Source organism: Pseudomonas brassicacearum, from assembly GCF_009601685.2.
Classification (GTDB): domain Bacteria; phylum Pseudomonadota; class Gammaproteobacteria; order Pseudomonadales; family Pseudomonadaceae; genus Aquipseudomonas; species Aquipseudomonas kilonensis_B.
This window is the reverse complement of the sequence record NZ_CP045701.2, coordinates 3,023,089-3,045,663: the sequence shown is the minus strand read 5'-3', so window position 1 is coordinate 3,045,663 and position 22,575 is coordinate 3,023,089. Positions and strand designations below refer to the sequence as shown.

The 22,575-nt window shown below is 57.3% G+C and carries 18 protein-coding genes and 1 pseudogene; 10 read left to right on the top strand and 9 right to left on the bottom strand.

Features of this window, described 5'->3' with window-relative positions:
• Nucleotides 1-115 precede the first annotated feature (115 nt).
• A complete protein-coding gene (locus tag GFU70_RS13305; RefSeq protein ID WP_058545888.1) occupies nt 116-811 on the top strand; it encodes a pirin family protein in 696 nt (231 codons plus the stop codon).
• Between the two features lie 176 nt (nt 812-987).
• On the opposite strand, the gene pgm is transcribed toward GFU70_RS13305, so the two are convergent.
• From pgm to GFU70_RS13285, 4 genes are all read right to left on the bottom strand, one after another.
• Nucleotides 988-2,634, bottom strand: a complete 1,647-nt coding sequence (gene pgm, locus GFU70_RS13300; RefSeq protein WP_058545887.1) for a phosphoglucomutase (alpha-D-glucose-1,6-bisphosphate-dependent) — start codon at nt 2,632-2,634, stop codon at nt 988-990.
• A gap of 91 nt (nt 2,635-2,725) precedes the next feature.
• Nucleotides 2,726-4,123 (bottom strand): PLP-dependent aminotransferase family protein, encoded by a 1,398-nt coding sequence (locus GFU70_RS13295; protein ID WP_058545886.1) that lies wholly within the window; start codon nt 4,121-4,123, stop codon nt 2,726-2,728.
• A gap of 96 nt (nt 4,124-4,219) precedes the next feature.
• A complete protein-coding gene (locus tag GFU70_RS13290; protein WP_153388185.1) occupies nt 4,220-5,710 on the bottom strand; it encodes a hypothetical protein in 1,491 nt (496 codons plus the stop codon).
• A 678-nt stretch (nt 5,711-6,388) separates the two neighbouring features.
• Nucleotides 6,389-7,414, bottom strand: a complete 1,026-nt coding sequence (locus tag GFU70_RS13285; protein ID WP_058545884.1) for a zinc-dependent alcohol dehydrogenase family protein — start codon at nt 7,412-7,414, stop codon at nt 6,389-6,391.
• 257 nt (nt 7,415-7,671) lie between these two features.
• Between GFU70_RS13285 and GFU70_RS13280 the strand changes: the two genes are divergently transcribed.
• From GFU70_RS13280 to GFU70_RS13250, 7 genes are all read left to right on the top strand, one after another.
• Nucleotides 7,672-8,586 carry a LysR family transcriptional regulator gene (locus tag GFU70_RS13280; RefSeq protein ID WP_116642303.1) on the top strand — a complete coding sequence of 305 codons (915 nt, stop codon included), beginning with the start codon at nt 7,672-7,674 and terminating at the stop codon, nt 8,584-8,586.
• Between the two features lie 345 nt (nt 8,587-8,931).
• On the top strand, nt 8,932-9,231 hold the full coding sequence (gene hxsD / locus GFU70_RS13275) for a His-Xaa-Ser system protein HxsD (RefSeq protein WP_153388184.1): 300 nt from the start codon (nt 8,932-8,934) through the stop codon (nt 9,229-9,231).
• Complete coding sequence (hxsB, locus tag GFU70_RS13270; RefSeq protein ID WP_153388183.1) at nt 9,228-10,715, top strand: His-Xaa-Ser system radical SAM maturase HxsB; 1,488 nt, start codon at nt 9,228-9,230, stop codon at nt 10,713-10,715. The genes hxsD and hxsB overlap by 4 nt, the downstream gene beginning before the upstream one ends.
• Entirely contained in the window at nt 10,715-11,950 is a 1,236-nt protein-coding gene (gene hxsC, locus GFU70_RS13265) for a His-Xaa-Ser system radical SAM maturase HxsC (protein WP_153388182.1), read from the top strand. Before hxsB ends, hxsC begins: the two co-directional genes overlap by 1 nt.
• Nucleotides 11,947-12,555: a His-Xaa-Ser repeat protein HxsA gene (gene hxsA, locus GFU70_RS13260; RefSeq protein ID WP_153388181.1), complete on the top strand. Its 609-nt coding sequence runs from the start codon at nt 11,947-11,949 to the stop codon at nt 12,553-12,555. The genes hxsC and hxsA overlap by 4 nt, the downstream gene beginning before the upstream one ends.
• A 50-nt stretch (nt 12,556-12,605) precedes the next feature.
• Nucleotides 12,606-13,019 carry a hypothetical protein gene (locus GFU70_RS13255; protein WP_153388180.1) on the top strand — a complete coding sequence of 138 codons (414 nt, stop codon included), beginning with the start codon at nt 12,606-12,608 and terminating at the stop codon, nt 13,017-13,019.
• 267 nt (nt 13,020-13,286) lie between these two features.
• Entirely contained in the window at nt 13,287-13,964 is a 678-nt protein-coding gene (locus GFU70_RS13250; RefSeq protein WP_153388179.1) for a DUF5710 domain-containing protein, read from the top strand.
• A gap of 41 nt (nt 13,965-14,005) precedes the next feature.
• Here the strand turns inward: GFU70_RS13250 and GFU70_RS13245 are convergent.
• A pseudogene (locus GFU70_RS13245) lies at nt 14,006-14,107 on the bottom strand (transcriptional regulator); the annotation flags it as partial.
• A gap of 186 nt (nt 14,108-14,293) precedes the next feature.
• On the opposite strand from GFU70_RS13245, the gene GFU70_RS29105 reads away from it, so the two are divergent.
• The gene (locus tag GFU70_RS29105) at nt 14,294-14,455 is read left to right on the top strand and encodes a hypothetical protein (RefSeq protein WP_413468857.1); all 162 of its coding nucleotides are present in this window, start codon (nt 14,294-14,296) and stop codon (nt 14,453-14,455) included.
• On the opposite strand, the gene GFU70_RS13240 is transcribed toward GFU70_RS29105, so the two are convergent.
• From GFU70_RS13240 to GFU70_RS13225, 4 genes are read right to left on the bottom strand one after another with little or no spacing between them, the layout of a single operon-like run.
• Complete coding sequence (locus GFU70_RS13240) at nt 14,452-17,883, bottom strand: AAA domain-containing protein (protein WP_153388178.1); 3,432 nt, start codon at nt 17,881-17,883, stop codon at nt 14,452-14,454. The genes GFU70_RS29105 and GFU70_RS13240 overlap by 4 nt on opposite strands.
• 12 nt (nt 17,884-17,895) lie before the next feature.
• Nucleotides 17,896-18,336, bottom strand: coding sequence for a hypothetical protein (locus GFU70_RS13235; protein WP_029612456.1), 441 nt, complete (start codon nt 18,334-18,336; stop codon nt 17,896-17,898).
• Nucleotides 18,337-18,345: 9 nt separating this feature from the next.
• On the bottom strand, nt 18,346-18,885 hold the full coding sequence (locus tag GFU70_RS13230) for a hypothetical protein (RefSeq protein ID WP_153388177.1): 540 nt from the start codon (nt 18,883-18,885) through the stop codon (nt 18,346-18,348).
• Nucleotides 18,882-19,982 carry a hypothetical protein gene (locus GFU70_RS13225; RefSeq protein ID WP_153388176.1) on the bottom strand — a complete coding sequence of 367 codons (1,101 nt, stop codon included), beginning with the start codon at nt 19,980-19,982 and terminating at the stop codon, nt 18,882-18,884. Before GFU70_RS13225 ends, GFU70_RS13230 begins: the two co-directional genes overlap by 4 nt.
• 242 nt (nt 19,983-20,224) lie before the next feature.
• Between GFU70_RS13225 and GFU70_RS13220 the strand changes: the two genes are divergently transcribed.
• Nucleotides 20,225-22,573, top strand: a complete 2,349-nt coding sequence (locus GFU70_RS13220; RefSeq protein WP_153388175.1) for an AAA family ATPase — start codon at nt 20,225-20,227, stop codon at nt 22,571-22,573.
• The last annotated feature ends 2 nt before the right edge of the window (nt 22,574-22,575 follow it).

Sequence of the window (22,575 nt, the reverse complement as noted above, 5' to 3'; positions counted from 1 at the left end):
TATCTAAGTACACGATAGCTTTGACGCGTTTTTTACGCTTTTTATCGATGTTTCTCTTGGCGAAAATAGGCCCATCAACCATCGCTTTCGCTGCTCAGCGGAAAAGGACACGACCATGCTCGAACTCAGGCCCTTCGCCACCTTGGGCGCCGCCAACCACGGCTGGCTGGATGCCCACCACCATTTTTCGTTCGCCGAGTATTACGACCCACGGCGTATGAATTGGGGCAACTTGCGGGTCTGGAACGATGATGTCATCGCGCCCGGCAGCGGCTTTCCCCAACACCCGCACCGAGACATGGAAATCATCACCTATGTGCGCGAAGGCGCAATCAGCCACCAGGACAATCTGGGCAACAAAGGCCGTACGCAGGCGGGTGATGTACAGGTCATGAGCGCAGGCACCGGGATTGCCCATAGCGAATACAACCTGGAATCGACGGCCACCCGCATTTTCCAGATATGGATCATCCCCAACGAACAAGGCCTGGCGCCGTCATGGGGCGCCAAGCCGTTTCCCAAGGACTCGCGCGAAGGCTTCGTGACCCTGGCCAGTGGCAAGGCCGGCGATGACCAAAGCTTGCGCATTCGCGCCGACGCACGATTGGTAGCGGCCAATCTCAAGGCGGGTGAAAGTGCAGAGTATCGACTGGACGCCGCGCGTCGAGCTTATCTTGTGCCAGCCACTGGATTGATAGAAATCAATGGGTTGCGTGCACAAGCTCGAGACGGTGTTGCGATTGAAGATGAACGGGTATTGCGGGTGACCGCCATTGAAGACAGCGAAATCGTGCTCGTCGACCTGGCCTGAACCCTGCAACACTAGCAGCGCTGGGGCCCTTGTAGCGCTTGCAGCCCTTGTGGCGAGGGAGCTTGCTCCCGCTCGGTTGCGCAGCGACCGCCAAAAAAAGCGGGGCTGCTGCGCACCCCAGCGGGAGCAAGCTCCCTCGCCACAAGTTCACATCACTAGCATCACTTGCACTTGCATCACTTGCTGGTGATAGCCCCATCCACCAACGTTTGCGCCTCAGCCACCAATTGCTTGAGGTGCGCGTCGCCAATGAAGCTTTCGGCGTAGATCTTGTAGATATCCTCGGTTCCGGATGGGCGCGCCGCGAACCAGCCGTTTTCGGTCATCACCTTCAGGCCGCCGATGGCCTGGTCATTACCCGGTGCGTGGCTGAGGATATTCTGGATCTTCTCCCCGGCCAGTTCGGTGGAGGCCACCTGATCAGGCGACAGCTTGCTCAATAGCGCCTTCTGCTGCGGGCTGGCCTTGGCATCGACGCGTACCGAGAACGGCTCGCCCAGCTCGTCAGTCAATGCCCGGTAGGCCTGGCTCGGGTCGCGACCGGTGCGCGCCGTCATTTCAGCCGCCAGCAACGCCGGGATCAGGCCGTCCTTGTCGGTGCTCCAGACGCCGCCGTCCTTGCGCAAGAACGAAGCACCGGCACTTTCTTCACCACCAAAGCCCAGGGATCCATCGAACAGGCCGTCGGCAAACCACTTGAAGCCCACCGGCACTTCATAGAGGCGCCGACCCAGGCGCTTGGCCACGCGATCGATCAGGCCGCTGCTGACCACCGTCTTGCCCACGGCCGCATCGGCGCGCCATTGCGGGCGATTCTGGAACAGGTAGTCGATGGAGACCGCCAGGTAATTGTTCGGCGCCAACAGGCCGCCGGACGGCGTCACGATGCCATGGCGGTCATGGTCCGGGTCGCAGGCAAAGGCCACGTCGAAACGCTCTTTCAGGCCAATCAGCCCTTGCATCGCATGGCTGGAGGATGGGTCCATGCGGATCTGCCCGTCCCAGTCGACGGTCATGAAACGGAAAGTGGAGTCCACGTGGGTGTTCACCACTTCCAGGTCCAGGCGGTAATGCTCGGCAATGGCCGGCCAGTAGCGCACGCCTGCGCCACCCAACGGATCGACGCCCAGATGCAGCCCGGCGGCGCGGATGGCATCGAAATCGATGACATTGATCAGGTCCGCCACGTAGGTGTTGACGTAATCGTGACGGTGGGTGGTGTCGGCCTTCAGGGCTTGCTCGTAGCTGACGCGCTTGACGCCGGCGAGCTGGTTGGCCAGCAGCTCGTTAGCCTTGGCTTCGATCCATTTGGTGATGTGCGTATCGGCCGGGCCACCGTTGGTAGGGTTGTACTTGTAGCCGCCACTTTGCGGTGGGTTGTGGGACGGCGTGATGACGATACCGTCCGCCAATCCCGAGGTGCGGCCACGGTTGTAGCAGAGAATGGCGTGGGAAACCGCCGGTGTCGGGGTGTATTCATCGCCCTCGGCGATCATGACGGTGACACCGTTGGCCGCAAATACTTCCAGCGCGCTGGCACCCGCCGGGGTCGACAGCGCGTGGGTGTCGATACCGACGAACAGTGGCCCGTTGATGCCCTGGGCTTCACGGTACAGGCAGATCGCCTGGCTGATGGCCAACACGTGCCACTCGTTGAAGCCCAGGTCGAAGGAGCTGCCACGGTGGCCGGAGGTGCCGAAAGCCACACGCTGGGTCGCAATCGAGGCATCGGGTCGGCCGGTGTAGTAGGCCGTCACCAGTCGCGGGATATCGATCAACAACTCTGCCGGTGCCGGCTTGCCCGCAAATGGACTGACTGTCATGCAAAACCTCTGAGTGGAATGGCTCGGTAAATGGAGTGCAGTTTACTGACAGTTCGACCATGGTGCGATGGGTTCGATCCATTGCCGCCGATTACGCTTGTTCCAGCCTCAAGGCATCGGCCAGCGCACAGAGCGCAGCATCCATGTCCTGTGGCCCGGTCAGGGCATGGGTCAGGCGCATATGCTGCGCATACAGCCCCTGGAGGCTGAACAGCTCCCCTGGCGCGATGACGATTCGCTGGGCAAGCAACCGATGGAAAACCCGCCGCAAGTCAACCTGTCGCGTCGACTGCATCCAGATCGTCGCGCCACCTTGGGGTTCTGCCCATTGCAGGCTGTCTCCCAGCCGCTCACGCAGCAATTGTGTGGTCGACACCGCACTTTCGCGCAGCAGGCGGCGCAAGATCAGCAAATGCTGGTCAATCCGACCGTTGCTGTACAGCCGGGCGATGGCTTTCTGGCGAATCGGCGACAGGCGAAACGCACGCAACAGGAAATGCCGCTGCAGGTGCAGGGTCAACTGGCGCGACAACACGTAGCCATACGGCGCCTCTGGCCCGATGGTTTTCTCGAACGTCGAGTAGACGATCAGCCGGTCCGGGTCGAGCAAGTCTCGAAAAGGCGTCCCCCTTGCCTCGAACGCCAGGTCTGTATGGCTGTCGTTCTCCAGCACCCAGGTCCCGTGCCGCTCCAGCAGATGCGCAATGGCACGCCGGTTCTCTTCAGGAACGAGCGTTCCCCCCGGCATGTTCAAGACTGACGACAACACCACCAGGCGTACCGTTTCGTTCACCAGCAGTTGTTCCAGTTGCTTGACGTCGAGTTCCCCGCCGGCCAGCAGTGGCAGCTCGATGACCTTGACCTCCGCCGCCTGCAGCAGGCGCAACACCGTCCAGTCGCAGGGCGATTCGATCAGCACGACGGCCCCCCTCAGTGCCAGCACCGCGATCAGGATCTCCAGGACGCCCCGCAGGTCGGCGCCAATGTAGACGTCATCGGCATTCCAGCAACGGGCCGGCGAAGAGGTGTAGCGGGCCGCCAGCGCGGCGCGAAGCTCCAGCTCGCCCCAGGGTTGCGAGGGTGTCTGCGAGGAGCGTGGGTACTGGCGCAGCAGTTCGCGCTCGAGCAGCAACAGCGGGCTGTCCAATGGCTGCATCGACGCCGGCTCATCCGCACTGAGCACCTGCATGCCTGGCCGTCGGGCATTGACGTACAGGGTCTCGAGCAAATCATCCCCGCCGTCAAGGGTGGTCATGCTGGGCACTGGCAGCGCGTAGTAACCGGACTTGGCGATCGAATAGACCCGCCCTTCCTTTTCCAGCAACGAATAGGCGTACTGGATGGTCGATATCGACACGTTCAGGCGCTCGGCCAGTTGCCGCAGCGACGGCAGGCGAACCCGTGCATCAACCTCCAGCTCGTTGATCAGCGTGGTCAGGTAGCGATAAACCGCCTGGTAGGCGAAGTCTGTCTCCCGGCAGCCTCTCATCGGCTCAGGCCAGGAGAGCGGGTCGCAGCCGACCCAGTCGCAACGTCGGGTACAAGGACTGGGGATGAGGTAGATGAATCCGTCAAACCTCGTTCCTCAATGCCTTGCCGAGCGTTCATGCAGCCCATCGACGGCAGGCCCGGCTTCTGAAGTGTCGGCCCCGTCAATGGCCTGCTGCAGATCGGTGCCTGGGGCAATTTCCGGTTGTTCCGGCAGAGAGACACTCGCCCGGTACAGCTTGCCAAGGATGTCGATGGGCAGGCCGCTGACATCGACCATCCACTGCGCTATCTGATCGGCGACGGTCGCGCCCTGCATGGCCTTGTGCAGGTCCGGCATCGCCACCAGCATGCCAGGGTGGCAGCACCGCAGGAAATGCTCCAGGCCCTCGCCCTGCCCCACGAAGGGAGCAAACAGCATGCACACCAGTTGCGTTTCGCTGAGCCCCAGGAGCTTTTGCGCTTCAAGGGCGGCGTAGGCACGACGTTCGGGAATCGATGACGGTGAGCCGAACAGCGCCCGAGCCTGTTCGCAGGCGTGTTCCGGCAGTTGCTTGCGATGCATGATCATGATCGCCCGCTGTGTGTAGTCCCCGTATCCCGTTTCATAGCTGCGTCCGTGCACGTAGCAGGCCTGCAGGCCGTGCAAATGAGCCGACAGCAGCGGGCTGAGGTATTCGTTTTCGGGCGCCGATGGGACAAGCCCTTCGGTCTGAACCCGCAGGAACTCATTGAAGAGCGGCCAGTTGGTTCCCTCCGAACGATCGACGATCAGGTCGTCGATGCCGACATGGCCTACTCGTCGGCACGCCTCGAAGTGCCCCTCGGGCTTCCAGGCACCGAGGCGCTCCGGCCCGTAGAAATGCCGGTAGACATTGCCGCCCAGGGTATCGAGGTGGGCGAAGAGGTTGTCGAAGCCGCAGGCATGGTCGGTCAGCAGGCCGATCTTGCGGGTCGCGCGGCGAAGGCCCGATATGAATTGTTTTTGCTGGCGCGGTGTATCGCTGCTGACCAACGAATCCACGCCCGACTCCCAACGGGCCATGTGTCGATAGAACTCGGCCATCGCCAGGTAGCCGTCGTCGCCAATCTCCAACGGGCCGTCGACCGTACGAAGGTGTCCCAGGACCAGCAGGTCCATGCGATTGGCTTCGTGGCCGGCCACCGACAAGGGCTGGCGGTGATTGAACGGCAACACCTCGCGGTTATCCGCCATCAGCAATTCGACCCGGGGATCATCGTAGACAAACAGCGCGCTGTAGCAGCGGTGGATGTTTTCCAGGGTCGCCTGGGTGGTTTCGCTCAGGCGTGGCGTGGCGACGCGCAAGGCGAAGGTCGTCGGATGCCGCCCCGCGATACTCAGCTGTGCGGCCCGCAAGGCGGTCAGCACATAAAAACTTTCCCTGCTCCCGTTCTGGACCGTCAACACGCGATAATCGCCAATCCGCTCGATGCCTCCGGCGGCGACAATTAAACGCTGGATCAAAAGCTGCAACGCGGTACGTTCTGCCCGGGAATAAAAACCCAACAGTCGTTGCAGTATCTGTTGATACACGTGAGTCATTGCCTGCTCATGAATTGCACTCATAGCCATTTACCTGGAAATTCAACTATCGGCGTCGCATCCGCACCAACGTGACTGCGCGACGTGTTGGTCTAGATGGTTGTTCTAGCACTCAAAGAGTATTAGCAATACGCTCAAGCATTGCCTGTCGTAATTATTTGATACATATACTGAGAGTCGGATCACACCCCATCGCACTCCCGCCGAAAGCAGCGGAAACCGGGGACCTAACCGACCGCAGGGTACGTCCTAGGAGAATTCCGACAACGTCCCACAGACAATGAGTACGAGAAACAAAGAACTTGCCGAACTTCAATTGACCCTCTACCCCACCCTGTTTTCCCCAGAGTCGATAGATAGCCTCGCACCCATTAATGCTCATTGCCCCTTGAATGCATCTTGAAGGATGAAAACCTTCGAAAAAGTTATACCGCACCACGACTTCTTCCTTGATATGGAAATCAGCGTTCAATTATCAAGACTTAAACAATGATTAGAAGATACAGATTGAGGGCAAAAACCAGTTCAGATGTTGGCCGACAGACCGTTTCAGTCTTGAACGAACCGTGACAGGCCATTGAAGACGCGAAAGGTGAGGTACGAACGCAGCACCGCCAGGCAGGAGGTGCCGTAAGAAAGGAGGGAGTGTCAGGACGAAGGCAGCGCAAGAGCCCGGGTGATGACTCTTGCGCAAGACAGGGTTCAGGCCGGGTCGACGACCTGAAGGGCAACACGCTCACGGCAAGGGCATTCACCCATGTAACGATGAGCCTCGACAAACTCGGAAAACGGGAAGACCCGAGTCTTGAGTGGCAGCAGCACACGGTCGGCGGTCAGTTGGTTGATATCGCGCAGTGCTCGTTGCAAGGCCACCTGGTCCTGGAGAATGCCCAGTTCCGGCTTGCCGGTGAAATTGCCGATGCAGTGCACAAAGAACTGAATGTTCTTCTGGAACGCCGCGCAGGCTGGAAACGGCGTCTGGTTGCCGCCCTGCAAGCCATACAGCACCAGGCTGCCGCGCGGTGCCAGCACGTCGCCCAGCAGCGACATCTGCGGCCCGCCGAGACCGTCGAATACCACATCGACGCCACGGTTGTCGGTGAGCTTGTTGATTTGCATCAGCAAGTCCTGCTCTTCGGTGACGATGACCTTCTCGGCGCCCAGCGATAACAGGTACTCACGCTCGTCAGCCGTCTTGGTAGCGGCGATCACCCGCACACCCAGGGCCTTGCCCAGTTGTACGAAGGAAGGACCGGCGCAATGACTGGCATCGGTAACCAGGGCGAATTGCCCCGGCTTGACCCGCGCCAGGTCCATGTAGGCGAAATACGCGATCAGCAGTGGCGTGTAATGCACAGCGGCTTCGATCGGGCTGAGCACGTCGGGATAACGGGTCAGGGCGGTGCGTGGCAGCACGATGACTTCACCGTACACCGGATAATCGTTCGGGCTCTCGGCCGGGAAGCTGGCGACCTTGTCGCCCACGGCCAAATCATCGACCCCGTCGCCAACGGCCGTTACCACACCGGCCATTTCATGACCCAGGCCCGAAGGCAGGCGCGCCTGGGACGACGCCAGGTTCTGGCGCCACAAAATGTCGTACCAACTGATGCCGATCGCTTCGACGCGGACCTGCACTTCTCCTGGCGCAGGAAGAGCCGCCGCATGCTCTTCGCATTTGAGCACCTCGGCACCACCAAACTTGTGAAAACGGATCGTGCGGGACATCGCAAACCTCGTCAAAGTAACCTCTAATGCCATGAACTCTATCCGGGCTTTGTGCCCAAGACCATCAGTGGCTATTAATAGTCGACATGCCTGTCATTGATTCCGCAGCAAGAAAAACCAACCAATCCTGTAGGACTTAACCTAAGAAAACTCAATTAGCCGGTGCAGAGTACCAGCCTTTCCCCGTAAGATTCATGCCGGCCATTGTTCCCATATGGCCGCTCACGTCAAGCTTGCCGAATCTGCCAGGACTCCAGATGAATCGTAATGACCTGCGGCGTGTCGATCTGAACCTGTTGATCGTGTTCGAAACATTGATGCATGAACGCAGTGTGACTCGCGCGGCCGAGAAACTGTTCCTAGGCCAGCCGGCCATCAGCGCCGCGCTATCGCGCCTGCGCAGCCTGTTCGATGACCCGTTGTTCGTACGTACCGGCCGCAGCATGGAGCCTTCGGCCCGGGCGGTCGAGATCTTCGCCCTGCTCTCCCCGGCCCTGGATTCGATTTCCACGGCGGTCAGCCGTGCGGCGGAATTCGACCCGGCCACCAGCACCTCGGTGTTTCGCATTGGCCTGTCGGACGACGCTGAATTCGCCCTGCTGCCGATGCTGCTCAAACGCCTGCGGGCCGAAGCGCCCGGCATTGTGCTGGTGGTGCGCCGGGTCAACTATATTTTGATGCCCGGTTTGCTGGCATCCGGTGAAATCTCCATCGGCGTCAGCTACACCGACGACCTGCCGGCCAACGCCAAGCGCAAGGTCCTGCGACGCAGCTTGCCCAAGGTGTTGCGAGCCGACACCGCGCCGGGACGTCTGACCCTGGACGAGTTCTGCGCTCGTCCCCATGCCTTGGTGTCCTTCGCCGGTGACTTGAGCGGCTTCATCGACGAAGAACTGGCCAAACTCGAGCGCAAGCGCCACGTGGTGCTGGCCGTGCCGCAATTCAACGGCCTGAGCACGCTGCTGTCGGGCACCGACATCATCGCCACCGTACCCGACTACACTGCCGACGCGCTGACCGCCGCCGGCGGCGTACGCGCCGAAGACCCGCCCATACCGGTGCGCAGCTTCGAGCTGCACATGGCCTGGCGCGGCTCCCAGGACAACGACCCTGGGGAGCGCTGGTTGCGGTCGCGGATTCAGATGTTTTTCGGCGATCCTGAGAGTCTTTAGGCGTTGTCGGGCAGGCGGTTCAGTTGATCATTTTTGCTTTTCCACAAACCATGGAGCTCCATTCACTTCCAGTGGATTGCCCCATTGGGGGCACATCTGAGGGCATGCTATGGATGGTTTGAAAAGGATGCCCCCAGCCTGAGGCCAAGCAGGTTATAGATGAAGATGGGTGGACTGAGGGAGATATGAACCCTCGACCCTACCCGTATCAATGACCGAGCCGTAGTGAGCGCACCACCCACCACGCTGGACAAATGCGTGCAAATGTAAAAAGTTATGATGGCATAATGCCTCGGCAACCTGCAAAATCCACACGTTTCCAACGGATTTGAAGGAGCGGTTCCGATGACATGGCCTGTCACGCTGAAACTCGACAGCGAAGCCTACCCGCTCAGCGTGGTGCAACGCGCCGCTTATTCCCTTGCCGACACTGTCGCGATCCAGGTCGGTATTGAAACCAATCAGATAAGTCTCACGGCCCACCCCGCCGAAGCAAGGCTAACGCTTTCCCCGGAGCAGGCTCACTCGCTGATCCTCCAGCATCTGAACGACTTCGCCCTACGCGACCATATCAACCGCGAAACAGCAGGGTTGCGCGAAGTCCTGGCCCGAGCCGCACTCGCTGGATGTGGGGTTTCGCAGTGACACTGATTGCGACAGACGCCAAGCACTACCGCTTGCTGCCTTTTCGATTCATGCGCATGAACACGGGACATGAACGTGACATCCTGCTCACCTCCGATACCGGTGAGTACATGCACGTGAACGACGCGCAATTACGAGCTCTCAGTTACTTCGACGTTCAAGCAAGTACGCCTTTTTACAAGGACCTGCTGGCCCGCCACTTCATCTACGAACCAGCCCGCCACGACCCGTTCCCGGAAATGGCCGCGCAGTATCGCAGCCGCAAGGACTTCCTCTTCCAGGGCCCTGCACTGCACTTGTTCGTGGTTACATTGCGCTGCAACCACACCTGCCAGTACTGCCAGGTGTCGCGAGCCCCTCTGGGAGGATCCGGCCACGACCTGTCGGAAGCGGATGCACAGGCGGCGGTCGATCGCCTGTTCGAATCGAACGCTCCCGCCCTGACTGTGGAGTTTCAGGGTGGCGAGCCGCTTCTGGCCTTCGAGCGCGTCCGCCAGATTGTCGAATGGGTCGCTGAACGGAACGTGGTCGAACAACGGGATATCCAGTTCGTCATCACCACCACGCTGCACCACCTGACGGAGGAAATACTCGACTTCGCAGAACAAAATCGCATCCAATTTTCGACCTCGCTCGATGGGCCGGCGCCCTTGCACAATGCCAACCGCCCTACCCCGTCACGAGACTCCTACGAACGCACTGTAAAAGGCATCCAGTGGGTCCGTCAGCGCCTTGGCCATGATGCAGTTTCCGCGCTGACCACGCTGACTTCAAGAAGCCTCGAACAACCTGAAGCGATCATCGATGAGTATGTAAGCCAGGGCTTCTCCAGCATCTCGCTTCGGCCTCTGAGCCCTTATGGGTTTGCCACCAAGAGTGCCCATCGACTTGATTACCCGATTGAGCGATACCTGGCCTTCTACAAGAAGGCACTGGACTATTTGCTGCGTATCAACCAGCAGGGCGTGTACCTGTCGGAGAGTTACACGAGCCTGCTGCTGAAGAACATCCTCACGCCCTTCTCCTCCGGCTATGTGGACCTGCGCTCCCCTGCTGGCGCAGGCACTGCGGCGTTGGTTTACAACTATGACGGTTATGTCTATCCCTCGGACGAAGCCCGAATGTTGCTGGAGATGGGTGAAGATGGCTTGAGGCTCGGCACCGTACAGCAACACTTGTCTGAACTACTGGCATCGCCCGTCATGGAGGCATTGCTTGCCAGTGGTGTTGCGGAGGCACTGCCGGGCTGCTCGGACTGCGCACTGGTCCCCTACTGCGGCGCAGACCCCATCGAACACTATGCGCGCCAAGGCGACCCAATCGGACACCGGGTGTTCAGCAGCTTCTGCAAGAAGAACATGGGACTGCTGAAGCATTTATTCGGCCTGCTTCGCGATGGCGACGACAACGCGCAGAGGGTGCTGTTGTCCTGGTTGAACAGGCGCTCCTACAGCGATGTTCGGTTCCCGGGTTACAGGGGCTGATGGCGATGCTGCGCAAAGATACCCATTTCGAAATCTATCACCTGGATGAGCCAAAGCTGCTCAAAGTCATCACCCTGGATGAGTTTATCGAACAAGGCCTGGCTGTATGTGCCGGAAACGCTGAGGTCGGTGAGCTGCTGCTTTGGCTGCCAAACCAAGAACGGCTACGGAGTCCGAACCTGCTTTCATTGCCCGTGGGTGGATTCCTGACCCCAGAGCCATTGATTGGCGACTTCGACAGCGAGCGGCTACACCTGCACACACCCAAAGATGCGGATGTCGTGCAGCCCGGCGATGTCATTGCCATCACACCAGGCAACGCTTTGGTGCGAGTGCTGTATCGACGAGGCTCGGACAGCAACCTGCTGTTCATGACCGATCGTTGCAACAGCCTCTGCCTGATGTGCTCGCAGCCGCCCAAAGATATCGATGACCGTTGGCACATCGAGGAAAACCTTCGGCTGATCGACCTGATGGACCCGGGCGAGGAAAACCTGGGCATCAGCGGCGGCGAGCCAACACTCTATCGCGACGGCCTACTCGAAACTCTGGCCAAGTGCAAAGCCGTTTTGCCGCAGAAATCCATTCATGTGCTCAGCAATGGGCGCCTGTTCAAAGATCCGAGCTGGATCCAAGCACTCTCTACTATCGACCACCCTCAGTTGAGCTGGGGTATTCCGCTGTATGCCGACAATGCCGAAGACCATGACCATGTGGTGCAGGCTCCCGGCGCGTTTAGCGAAACCCTGCAAGGTCTTTACAACCTGGCGCGTGCCAACCAGATCATCGAGATACGCGTGGTGCTCAATCGCCTGACCACGCCACGCTTGCCGGAGCTCGCCAACTACGTGTTCAGGAACCTGCCCTTCGTGCGGCATGTTGCGCTGATGGGTATCGAAAGTACCGGCCTGGCCAGGAAGAACTACGAAGAACTGTGGATTGACCCGTTGGACTATCAGGAGTCGTTGAGCCAGGCCGTGTATTTCCTGTTCAACCGCGGAGTGCCGGTTTCGATCTACAACTTGCCCCTGTGCCTGATCCCGGCCCACCTCTCGCGTTTCGCCCGCCAGAGCATCTCGGACTGGAAGAACCTGTTTATCGATACCTGTCAGCAATGCGCTGCCGTCAAACATTGCTCTGGCTTCTTCAAATCCCACAACGACCGCTGGCAGAGCCGCGGCGTACAACTACTATCGACCGAGGCCTTCAGTGCCTATGCAAGGAGTGCACAGTGAAATTGCTCGACCGCTGGAAAGTCCTGATCAGTGGAATCAGCTTGCTGCCAATGGCAGGTACCACCCTGGCACAGGCGGGCCATCTGTCGCTCGCCGATGCGAACTGGCAACCCAACGACAAGCTACAGCCCCCGGTATTTGCCGATACGCTCAATGCGCCAGACACCGTCAACATCTATGCGGCACATCGCTCGCACAGTTCACACCGATCCCATAGCTCGCATAGTTCTCACTACAGCGGCTCGGGTGGCTATAGCGCACCTCGCTACTACAGCCCACCCGCTACCAGTACCCGAAGCTACAGCGCGCCGAGTGCTTCGAGCAGCACCTCAAGCAGCAACAGCCTTTATCAGTCGTCTGGCACTACCAGAGGGACAAGTTCGAGCACTTCAAAGAGCCGCGCGACCAATGAGCAGAAAAGCAACCTGGTCACCCGTGTGCAGACCGCGCTGATGGTGCGCCAGTATTACCAAGGCACCATTGATGGGGTGATGGGCAAGGCGACACGTGGTGCGTTGATGGCCTTTCAGATGGACAGTGGGCTGACCGTGAATGGCCGGATGGATACGCCGTCGCTGAATGCTTTAGGTATCAAGATTCCATAAGTCGCTTCAGGTTAAAGCTAGCGTCCGTTCAGCAACGAAGGAATTATCCCATGCAGCACATCATTCAAGTCGACAACACTCTCTGGGCATTGATCAGCCGCTTGCAGGGCAAGGAACTGCAAACACCGTCGCGTAGCGCCCGTTTCCGTATCACGACCGTTGATGCAAATCGCGTTGTGATTGAGACCGGATCGGAAGACTCGCAGTTGGCGCTGACTCGAGCAGCGTTCCAGCAAACGTTGGACTACCTCGCCGGTAACAATCATTTCGGCCAAGCACAAGCTGTGGAAATCAGCTCCAACCATACGCACGAAAAAGCCGGCCCACTTTGCCAGGCGGCTCGTTACAGAACAGAAGGCAAGCCGGGCCGTACCAACATCACCTACATTCTGCCGATTCTTGAGCATTGCCAGGCAGTCGGCATCCGGTTCACCACCCCAAACAGCAATTGGCTGCTGCCCTGAGCCGAGTTATAGGCCTCCTTTTAAGGCCTAAACTTGGTCGACCTCAGATAACAGCCATAGTCGGTTAGCAGGCAACATATACAGACTGATTGAAGACCCAACCATTGAGCGCAGTTATGAATTAACCTCTGACCAAGACAGACCAGCGGGCTATTGCAGCACATCCCGCCATCAGCCTGCTTTGTCACTCGAAGGTCCCCAACAAGGCTAGAAGGCTCTAGCATGGGATCTGACGCTTACTGATGAGCAATACGTACGGATACAGAAATGGCAAGGATTGATCTGAAAGTCCCCTTCTCAGAAAAAGATGAAGCGAAATCACTCGGTGCCAAGTGGGACCCGGGCCTGAAGACTTGGTACATCCCCGAGGGTGTCGACATCGGCCCCTTGGCTCAATGGCTACCCGTAACAGAGCACGCAGACCTCGAGCACGGACCTGAATTTAGTGTCAGAGCACCGTATTACTACATCATAGAGTCAGTGTCCGACTGCTGGGGCTGTTCTAATTTGACCCGCGTGTTTTCGTTCAAGCTGCCCGAGCAACACGAAGAGTTCGATTACTACGAGGATGAGGACGAAGATTTCGCGCTCACAAGCAACCTCGGCGAATGGAAGTGCCATGGGTATCGCGGAACGGTCTCCAATATCGCCAGCCTCTCTCCCGGGGTCGCGAAGCAGATCCATCACTTCACTAACAAGTTCAAGCAGGCCTACAGCAAAACGGTAGGCAGCCGTTACCTGATGAATCACTGCGAAAACTGCGGAGCCAAGCTCGGCGATTTTTTCATGCACAGCGAACCTGGTGGAGCTTTCTTCCCAACCTCACCACAAGAAGCTCAGCGGATGACTCTAATCAGAATCAACGAGCGGTTCGACGCGAACTGCAGCGTCGGCTTTGCATCCGAAGATTTTTTCGAATGGATGCAGGTTCGCGAGCAACCCTAATTACCCTATCCAATACCGTACGGCTCGAGGACCTCAGCTTTTCACGACAGAGGACCGTACTGAGCTTTCCAAGCCTTCAGGCCGGAGTGATTGCCACCTTTCGTTTCGATGACTTCACCGTTTCCAGGGGGAACGTGTCGCTTACCCTCAACCTATGAACTACTGAAGGCCATCTGAATCCATCTGGTTTCTGTCGGAAATCTCCACCAAGAACCTGATACACCTAGGGGCAACCTGGGGGCATATCTGAAACTTATCTGCCTGAAAACACAGCGCTAGAGCCCAGTCAAAATGTTTTTTGGGGGCCCGGATAGTCTCTAGGCGCCGCTATTCATGCCGTCCGCAATCTGGAAAGTCGGCTCAGGGTTCGGCTGTTGAGTCGGACAAACAGGACGGTGTCGCCGACCGACGCAGAGGCCGCTTTTGCCAAGCGACCGGAGCAATCCGAAAGCAGGTCCGTCCAGTCCAGCTACTGCATCAGGAAACACTAACTACTCAATGGCACCTTGCTCTTGTGAGTATTCGCCTGAAAAGGATTCGAAGCCGTGGCTCGAGCGCTGCGTTTGATGATCAGGCTAAACAGTGCATTCTTGCCGCGCTCCTGCTTGAGCAGAAACTGGGCGTGGCCAAAGAATGTGAGGTTTTCCCGCGCTCGTGAGCACGCCACATTCAAACGTTGACGGTCGAGCAGGAAGCGGATGCCCCCCTGAGTACGAACAGTTGAATACAACACGATATCCGCTTCGCTTCCCTGGAAACTGTCCACCGTATCGATCTTTACCTCAAACACGTCGTCGATAAGCGGCAAGCTCTTTCTAAGCGCTGCGAAATCTTTATTGATTACGCGTTTCTGGGCTCCATAGGGTGTGATGATTGCCACGGATTTAGTCGTAACGCTATGGGTGCCTTCCGCTCGGCGCGATGCCAGTTTATGCGCCGACGCTTTCAGGAAATCGACTATCGCTTTGGACTCCGCCTCATTGAACAGGCTGGTGCCTTCGTTTTCTTCCTTGCCATGAGGGACGTCCACCCAGCGCATGCAGTGTTCTGCGTCGAGAAAATCCTTACGTTCGTGCACCTTGCCGTTGTGCAGCCCCCTCACGTCATTGGCGGTGTAGAACAGGTCCGCTACCAGATCGCCGATGGGTTCGACCATGCGAAACTGTTCCACAAGTCTGCCGGAACAGGCCGCTGGCAGGTTTTCATAAAGCTGCTCGAAAAAGCTGGTCTTGAGAAATGTTTCCTCAAGAAACGGCAAGACCGTCTTTGCCTCGGCCTCTTGCAAGGCGCGGCCGATGCTCGGGGGGAGCTGGAAATGATCCCCGATAATGATTGCTTTACGGCTGCGCATAAGTGGAATCAAGAGTTCGGGAACCGTTGCCCTGCCTCCTTCGTCGACGATGCAGATGTCGAATGCAAGTCGATCCATACCGTAACGTCGCGATGACAATCCTACGCAGGTAGCACCGATCAGGCCGTGATCCTGGACAACGAGCTCAGCCAGTTCATCATCGAACTGTGAACGTCCCCGGTCTGAAGGATGATAGATACGGTCCATCCAGGTTTCGATCCAATCGGCTTTTTCGGGGTTCTCGAGGCTCGCCAGACTGTAGTCCTGCTGACGCTCGCGCAGGTACTCCATCAAAACGTTTTCGGTCATGCGCGGCCGAACTTCCACTTGCACCTTTTCTACATCGTTGCCGATGCGCAATACGTTGGAGCTGAAACCCGGGAACTGTTCAAGGAAGCGATCGAGAGCGTTATCCACCGCAGTGTTCTGTTGCGAAACTACCAGAATCCTGGAGTCTGGTCTGGCGCAGAACAACTGGTGCAACAACTCGACGATGCAGGTGGTCTTGCCTGTACCCGGAGGCCCTTGTATCAGATACAAATTGGATTCGACGAGCGCCGCCTCGATCACCTTTTTTGCGGCCTTCGCTTTGTCAGCCCCCTGCCAATTGGGGTCCCGCCAGTTCAGGCCACTATTGACCCGTTCATTCCAGAATGGGTCGGGTTGTGGAACATAGCGGGCAGGCATCAGCAGAATTTGCTGCAGGTTTCGATTAATCAGGCGCCCACCCAGGAACCCCTGAAGCGCGATCTTCTGCCGACCCAGATTTGCCAGCTCGCCCCGGTTGGGAAAGCGTATTCTGTGTTGCGACGGCTGCACATCGACGTAACCGCTATCGGAGCCTGGGCGCTTCATCCCTTTATGGAAGATTTCGTAACGTTTTGCAGCTCGGGCCTCTGGCACCCCATGCAACTCGGCGACCTGCAACCAGCGCTCTTCACCATCGGCACTCAGGCACAGCTGCTCCACGAACAACCGCGGCGTACTACGAGCCTTTTCAATCAATTTCTGCAGGCCATCGACCAGATTCGAACTGCTGGAACACTCCAGCGTTCGCTCTTCCACTTCAGTGACATCACTCAAGTTAAATACAGCATGCCCTGTTTCAGCCAACAGATAATCTGTAACTGCATTCCAACGCTCGAAGAACTGTCCAGCCTGCTTGCGTGCCTGACTGTCGCCGGCGAAAAATGACTGCTGACGACAAAAGGTCACGAAGGCTTCGAACTGCAGGACGTCGCAGAAGACGCTGTCCTTGAATCTCACGTCAATCAACCGCACCGGGCAAGGCAAAGCGTCCAGCTCAACGCTATCGAAACCGGTGCGCGTCACATTCACAATGTGCAACTGAGAGTCCTTGAAGCTGGCTTTGGCCTCGATCAGCCATGCCCCAAGTTGCAGGGAGACGATGAGTTCGCCATCAATCTCGACCGAGCCCCGCAACTGCCACTGTGCACTGCCACTTTCGCGTTCCAGCCCCTCAAGATCATACACAGCGCGGTCCGCGTGGATAAACACCGGTGCTGCACTCTGTTCGCCGTAGCGAAGCGACTCCGGGTGCTGAGTGACCGTCACTTGGCCTTTGCTCAGCAGTAAGTCGTAGTAATGAACGTACACTTCAATACGATCACCACGCGGGTAATTCTTTCCGGGGAAGCTCGACTCGCTGCGTGGCAAGAATGCGACGACACCGCCGTTTGCGGACTGCTGCTTGTCGACAGAACAGAAACCTGGATAACAACGCACGAGGTAGCCGTCGCCATATTGTGGCGATGTCTGCGCTCTTTCAATGAAAGCCGTGCATGGCACACTTTCCAGTATGTGTTCCGCGTGCAATGCCCCCCGAAAAACGCAGGCTTTGAAGAAATTCGGCCGCTTGACGTTACCTGACATCTGCACCGGCACCGCATCCTGATCGGGGTACTGCATCATCAGTGCGCGCTGTTGCGTATCGGTCCAAACGTCGGCCTGCTTCTCCGCACGCAGTTCGAGCTTTTGCCCGTAGGCGTTGAATGCATTATCAATCTCTGAGACCGATGCCAGAACGACCTTGCCGCCGTAAAACCAGTCGTCAGGTAACCGGGATTGTGGCTGTGCCATGTTCATCAGTTCAGTGAACTGTTGCTTTTGAGCGAGTTTGTCTAATGTCTGCAGATACCATTCGCAGTATGCGAAAAAACCTGCCAGGCGGTTCTGCGTATCTTGCAGGCGCCCATTGAGCAGGCGCAGTGCGTTGCGTCTGTAGGGACTGATTGATACGTCCGACAGATCGTTGGCCAGCCGTTGCGCCAGAATGTCGAACTCCTGGGCCGTGCCTTGCAGGCGCGCCCGAAACTTTTTGCAATAATCCTGGTTCTCGGCCTTGTACCGCAGCGCAGCACTTTCGTGGGCCCGAGCTTGCTCCATGGCGTTTGCCCAGCTGGTAGCCTGAAAATCACTTCGCGTCCGGGCATTGCGCTGCTTCAGTTCTTCATGGAGCTCACGTTCTTCATCGGTTTCACGATCCAGAAACCAGGCAACGGCACTCGCACCCAGAACGAACAACCCCGCAGCAACAAATTGGTACATAGGTCGTAGATCTCAAGGCTTGAGCGGAATGAGCGCCCGGTAGCTGTGCGCCAGTTGGTCCAGGGAGGCTGGCTCTTCAAGAATTTTGTCGAGAACACGCTCCCGTTCACGGTCGAGCGTCATCATCTGTTCATGCTCCATCTGGAGCCTGGCCATTGCCTGATCGTGCTCGTTGGCGTCTTTCTGCCGCAGGCGGTCAGTTTCAGACATCTTTTGTACGGCGTTCCAGGCCACCTGCTTGGTCTTCTCTTCGGCAGCGCTGACGCGCGCCTTGCTAGCTTCAATGGAAGCTTTGGTTACCGAGGTCTGCTTGCCCCAATCGGCGAGCTTGCCGGTCACAGAAATGGCGGCTTTGGCGATATCGGCCACTTGGTCGAGTTTTTTCATTGTGACCTTCTCGCTATCGCCTGCCTTTTCGGCAGTGTTCGTCTTTTGCGGTTTTGCCTTTTTCATGATGGGTCCTCACTCGTCCAACAGCGAAAGCGCTGCACTGAGCTGCGCATCAACCAACAGATAATAGGTGCGCTCCAGCTTCAACAATGGCACGCAATTGGGTGTCACCGCCAAACGCTCCCGAGACACGTGATCACCCAGACGCTTGATATGCCGTCCCAGGTTCTCCAGGTTCGTCACTCCGATGTGCAGCGTTACGTCACGAGCCTCCAACTGGTTGCGCAACGCGTTCATTTGCGCACTGAACTTCAGGTCACGCTCCTTGGCCTGTAAGCGAAATTGCTTCTCAAGTTCCTTGAACTCACGGCGAAGAGCTTCACCTTCGGCCTCCAGTGCCTGTGTTTTGCTTTTGGCTTGACGATAATCAGCGTAAGCCCCCAAAGCATCCAGAAATGCCAGCCCCGCCTCGACGAAAATCAACGGACTGGCGGCTTTACCCGTACGCGCCATCGTATACAGGGTGCGGCTGACGCCACTGGTACGTTTGACCCGTTCCGTGGTTTTGTCGTCCCAGTCAAACAAGGTCGCGAACACATCGACAGTAATCACGCTAATTCCGCCGCTTCTTCGGTCATGAGGTTGTGGGACAGGGTGAACGCGTCAGGGGTGCGCTGTAGATGACGGGCCAACTGCACCTCATCCATTGAGCACAAGAGTTGCAGGATTCTGGCGTTGGTTTCTACGCAGAGGCCAGGCGCAACGGTCAACGAATCAAGTTCACTTGGCAGGCCGTCACCAAGACACATGGGCAGCCTGGCATGTCTGGCGTCCTCGCTCTCCACAACGGCAGCCGTTGTGAAATGGCTCAAGGTGCCCGAACTGACCAATTCAAGCCGCTGAACACGCGTGGACGGTAGCTCGACCGTCCACGGGAAATTCGCTATTGGCTTGAACACATGAGCAATTTCGACCACGGGCAAGGTCAGCGACGGCAGTGCATCCGACTTGCAATGATGATTGGACGTCTTCAGGCGCAATTGCAGTTCCCCGGCCGCGTACTCGATCGGCACCTGCAGCCCGGCTTGCTCACCCTCATCCATGCCCAGCTCGAACGCCCAGTGTTCAAGCTCGCTCGTTATCAACTCGCAATCGGCTCCCCAGCAATACTCGAGCAACTGCTTCAGACCGTCTTGCTCCAACAGCCCTCTGAGGCGGTTGGCATCATCAAAAAGCCTTGAGCGCCCTGCCCGACCTGTCCGACGAGGCACATGAGTGACAACGGTCGATGGGGCGTCATTCGCAGGTAATGTCTGTGGGTTTGTCGTACCGTAGTCGAACATCACAAAGTGCGCCGCGTGACGCGAAAGGGTGAAAGCGTCCAGCCAGACCGTGAGGCTGAAATCCTCAAGCAAGTGCTCCACTTGCACGATAGAGGTGCCCCGCGCCGTCAGCCACAGCAACGGGCCATTTTCACCCTCTTCTATTTGCACATACCGGTGGGCCTGCAGGTATGCCAGCTGATTAAGCAGCACGCTCTCGCTAAGCGCCGTTACCTCTATCAGTGCGGCGAGCGACAGCTCCTGTTCGATGGCTCTGAGCAAAAAACGCGATACACCGCCCATGCTGTCCAGCAGCCGGTGTGAGAGCGTCAGGCTGTACCGATCAAATGGCAGCAGAAAGGTTACGGGTTTGTCGATTTGAATCAAGGTCACAGTCCATTGAAGTACAGATTCTCCAAAAGCCCGAGGGCTCGACACGGGCGGGTGCCAGGTTATTGCTTGAAACAAGCCATTCCTGAAGCCGTGGACATTAGGTATGCCTCAATGACGCGTGACAGCCTTCGCGGACCATCACAGACTTTTCGATAGTGGCCCCATGCTATATCGTGCACCCTGTGTTTGGCGATGATCTGTGGCGGTTTTTTTCGCCGTGTCAGGGAAGATGAGCAATGCAAAGATTTTTACGCAACAAAGTACCTCCCTCCATTTTCCGCGAAGAGCAATTCAGGAAGTCCAGAGAGCAACTGCTGGATTTCTTCAGTCTGGACACTCAGGAGCGCTCTCAAACCCGTGTGCCCATGGAAGACCTGGAACTGAATCTGAACCAGGTCAGCCCTGTTTATGATGCGCTGGGACAAATGTTTCGATGGAAATGCGCATTTTGCGAAAGCAAGGATCATCCACTTCCCTACCGATTCCGACCAACGTCGTCTGCAACCTCTACGATGGGAGGCATTGACTCGCATCTCTACTATGTCTGGCTCGCCAATGCCTGGGAAAATATCTATCCCATCTGTCTGAAGTGTATTCCGCGTCAGCCTTCGTTCTTTCCGGTCAAGGGCAAACGTGCTCCGATTCCGAACCTTGAGCAATTGCGCCAGTATGCCGATGACAATCTCGGTTCATGGCGCTTCTCCACATACCGCGAGACAGCCGTTTTGCTTGATCCGTGCGTTGATCAGCGTTTTGAAAAGCACTTTTTCCCCTCCGTTAATGGCGAGCTGCTGCCACTGTCTGAAGAGGGCGATATCACAATCGCCAATTTTCGCCTGGACCGTCCAGAATTGAATGAACTGCGGGAAGCCAGACTTCGGCAGTACCGTGAAGAACTATTGGCGTCTGGTGAACACCTGCCGCGATTACGCCAGGCTACCTTTCAGACCTATTTTGACTTTGCCGAACTTGAGTTCGGTGGCCTGTGGTACCTGCAATGCCGGCGAATTGCGCTGTACTTGTCACAAAGAGCTGGCCTGACAATGCCTACCGGCCGCTCCGGGGTGGCAAAGACACTGAAAACCCTGCTTTCAGTCGGGGACTATCAGCAGACGCGTGAACAATTGCAGGGGTGGATTAAAGAAACTGACTTCGGCCGTAAAACCTTGAACATACCGCCAACGGACTATGGCGTTCTGGGCACTGAGCCAGACCAGCAGAAGACACCTGTGCCGCTGGTTTACCCGTCCTTGCATTCCATCGAACTTCAGCATTTCAAGGCGATCGAGCACCTCGAATTGAATCTCGGCACACTCAGCGCCGAATCGCAGTTGAGCAATGAAACTCTACAGCCAGCACTGCTGATACTGGGTGAAAACGCCACCGGAAAAAGTTCGATTCTCGAAGCGATTGCGCTTGCTCTGAGCCATCCAGATACACCTGCCACCTTGAACCTGACACCTGCCTCCTTTGTACTTTCTCCAGCCCAACTGGGCTCGGATGACGTGGCCTCTAAAACCCCGGCACAGGTACGTTTGAGTTTCGACGAGGGGCAAGCCAAAGTCTTGAGGATTGATGACAACGTCTTTCGACCAGATGGACCGGATGATGTACCGCCAGTGTTCGCTTATGGCGCCTTTCGCCAATACCAGAAAAGATCTCCTCCGGCTCATGAAGCCGATCATGCGATCATCAACCTGTTCGAAACGGATCGCCTACTGGCCAATCCGGAGCACTGGCTGCTCGGGCTGGAAGGCGAAGACTTCAATGACGTAGCCCGTGCATTGAAAATCATCATGTCTGTGGACGGCGACATAAAAGTCATCGAAAAAGCGCCCGACGGTAAATCTTGCCTGATCGTGACGGTCCCCGCCGGTGTAGTGACTAGGACACCGCTCAATGATGTGTCCTCAGGCTACAGAACCATCCTGGCAATGGTATGCGACATCATGCAACGGCTCATGGACCGTCGCGTCCATCCCCGTTTTCAAGGACTTGAGCATGCCCAGGCTGTGGTGTTAATCGACGAAGTCGAAGCGCACCTGCACCCGCGCTGGAAAATTCAGATCATGCATGTGTTGCGCAAGGCCTTGCCCAAGGTCACGTTCATCGCCACCAGCCATGACCCCCTATGTCTGCGCGGCATGCAGAAAGGAGAAGTCGTGGTCGTTCAACGTCGGTCCAAGGCTGGCGGGGCAAAGACTCAGTACGCCACGTGCATTGAGCAATTGAGTGATCTACCGGACTCCTCCCGGTTGACGATCGAGCAGTTGCTAACGTCCGATTTTTTCAATTTGATGTCAACTGACCAGCCGGAAATGGAGAAGCAATTGGCCAGCGTGGCCGATCTATTGAGCAAGCGCAAAAACAGAGAAGTGTTGACCGCCCAAGAACAGCGGGTCATGGCCTATTTCGAAGATGAGGTCAAGGACGCGCTTCCCGTTGGCACCAGTGAGGCCCAGCGTGTCGTTCAGGAGGCTGTCGCCGAATTTCTTCAGCGGCGAAAGAAGGAGCCTTCCAGTGAGTGGGAAACGATACGTGTGGAAACCAAGACCAAAATACTGAATATCCTCAAGGACTTTTGAAC

Excerpts from the sequence above, each read along its gene's own strand:
- pgm (WP_058545887.1), bottom strand. The coding sequence starts at position 2,634 with ATGACAGTCAGTCCATTTGCGGGCAAGCCGGCACCGGCAGAGTTGTTG.
- GFU70_RS13250 (WP_153388179.1), top strand. The coding sequence starts at position 13,287 with ATGGCAAGGATTGATCTGAAAGTCCCCTTCTCAGAAAAAGATGAAGCG.
- GFU70_RS13255 (WP_153388180.1), top strand. The coding sequence starts at position 12,606 with ATGCAGCACATCATTCAAGTCGACAACACTCTCTGGGCATTGATCAGC.
- GFU70_RS13285 (WP_058545884.1), bottom strand. The coding sequence starts at position 7,414 with ATGTCCCGCACGATCCGTTTTCACAAGTTTGGTGGTGCCGAGGTGCTC.
- GFU70_RS13295 (WP_058545886.1), bottom strand. The coding sequence starts at position 4,123 with ATGAGAGGCTGCCGGGAGACAGACTTCGCCTACCAGGCGGTTTATCGC.
- hxsD (WP_153388184.1), top strand. The coding sequence starts at position 8,932 with ATGACATGGCCTGTCACGCTGAAACTCGACAGCGAAGCCTACCCGCTC.
- GFU70_RS13280 (WP_116642303.1), top strand. The coding sequence starts at position 7,672 with ATGAATCGTAATGACCTGCGGCGTGTCGATCTGAACCTGTTGATCGTG.
- GFU70_RS13220 (WP_153388175.1), top strand. The coding sequence starts at position 20,225 with ATGCAAAGATTTTTACGCAACAAAGTACCTCCCTCCATTTTCCGCGAA.
- GFU70_RS13305 (WP_058545888.1), top strand. The coding sequence starts at position 116 with ATGCTCGAACTCAGGCCCTTCGCCACCTTGGGCGCCGCCAACCACGGC.
- GFU70_RS13290 (WP_153388185.1), bottom strand. The coding sequence starts at position 5,710 with ATGAGTGCAATTCATGAGCAGGCAATGACTCACGTGTATCAACAGATA.
- GFU70_RS13235 (WP_029612456.1), bottom strand. The coding sequence starts at position 18,336 with ATGAAAAAGGCAAAACCGCAAAAGACGAACACTGCCGAAAAGGCAGGC.
- hxsC (WP_153388182.1), top strand. The coding sequence starts at position 10,715 with ATGGCGATGCTGCGCAAAGATACCCATTTCGAAATCTATCACCTGGAT.
- GFU70_RS13240 (WP_153388178.1), bottom strand. The coding sequence starts at position 17,883 with ATGTACCAATTTGTTGCTGCGGGGTTGTTCGTTCTGGGTGCGAGTGCC.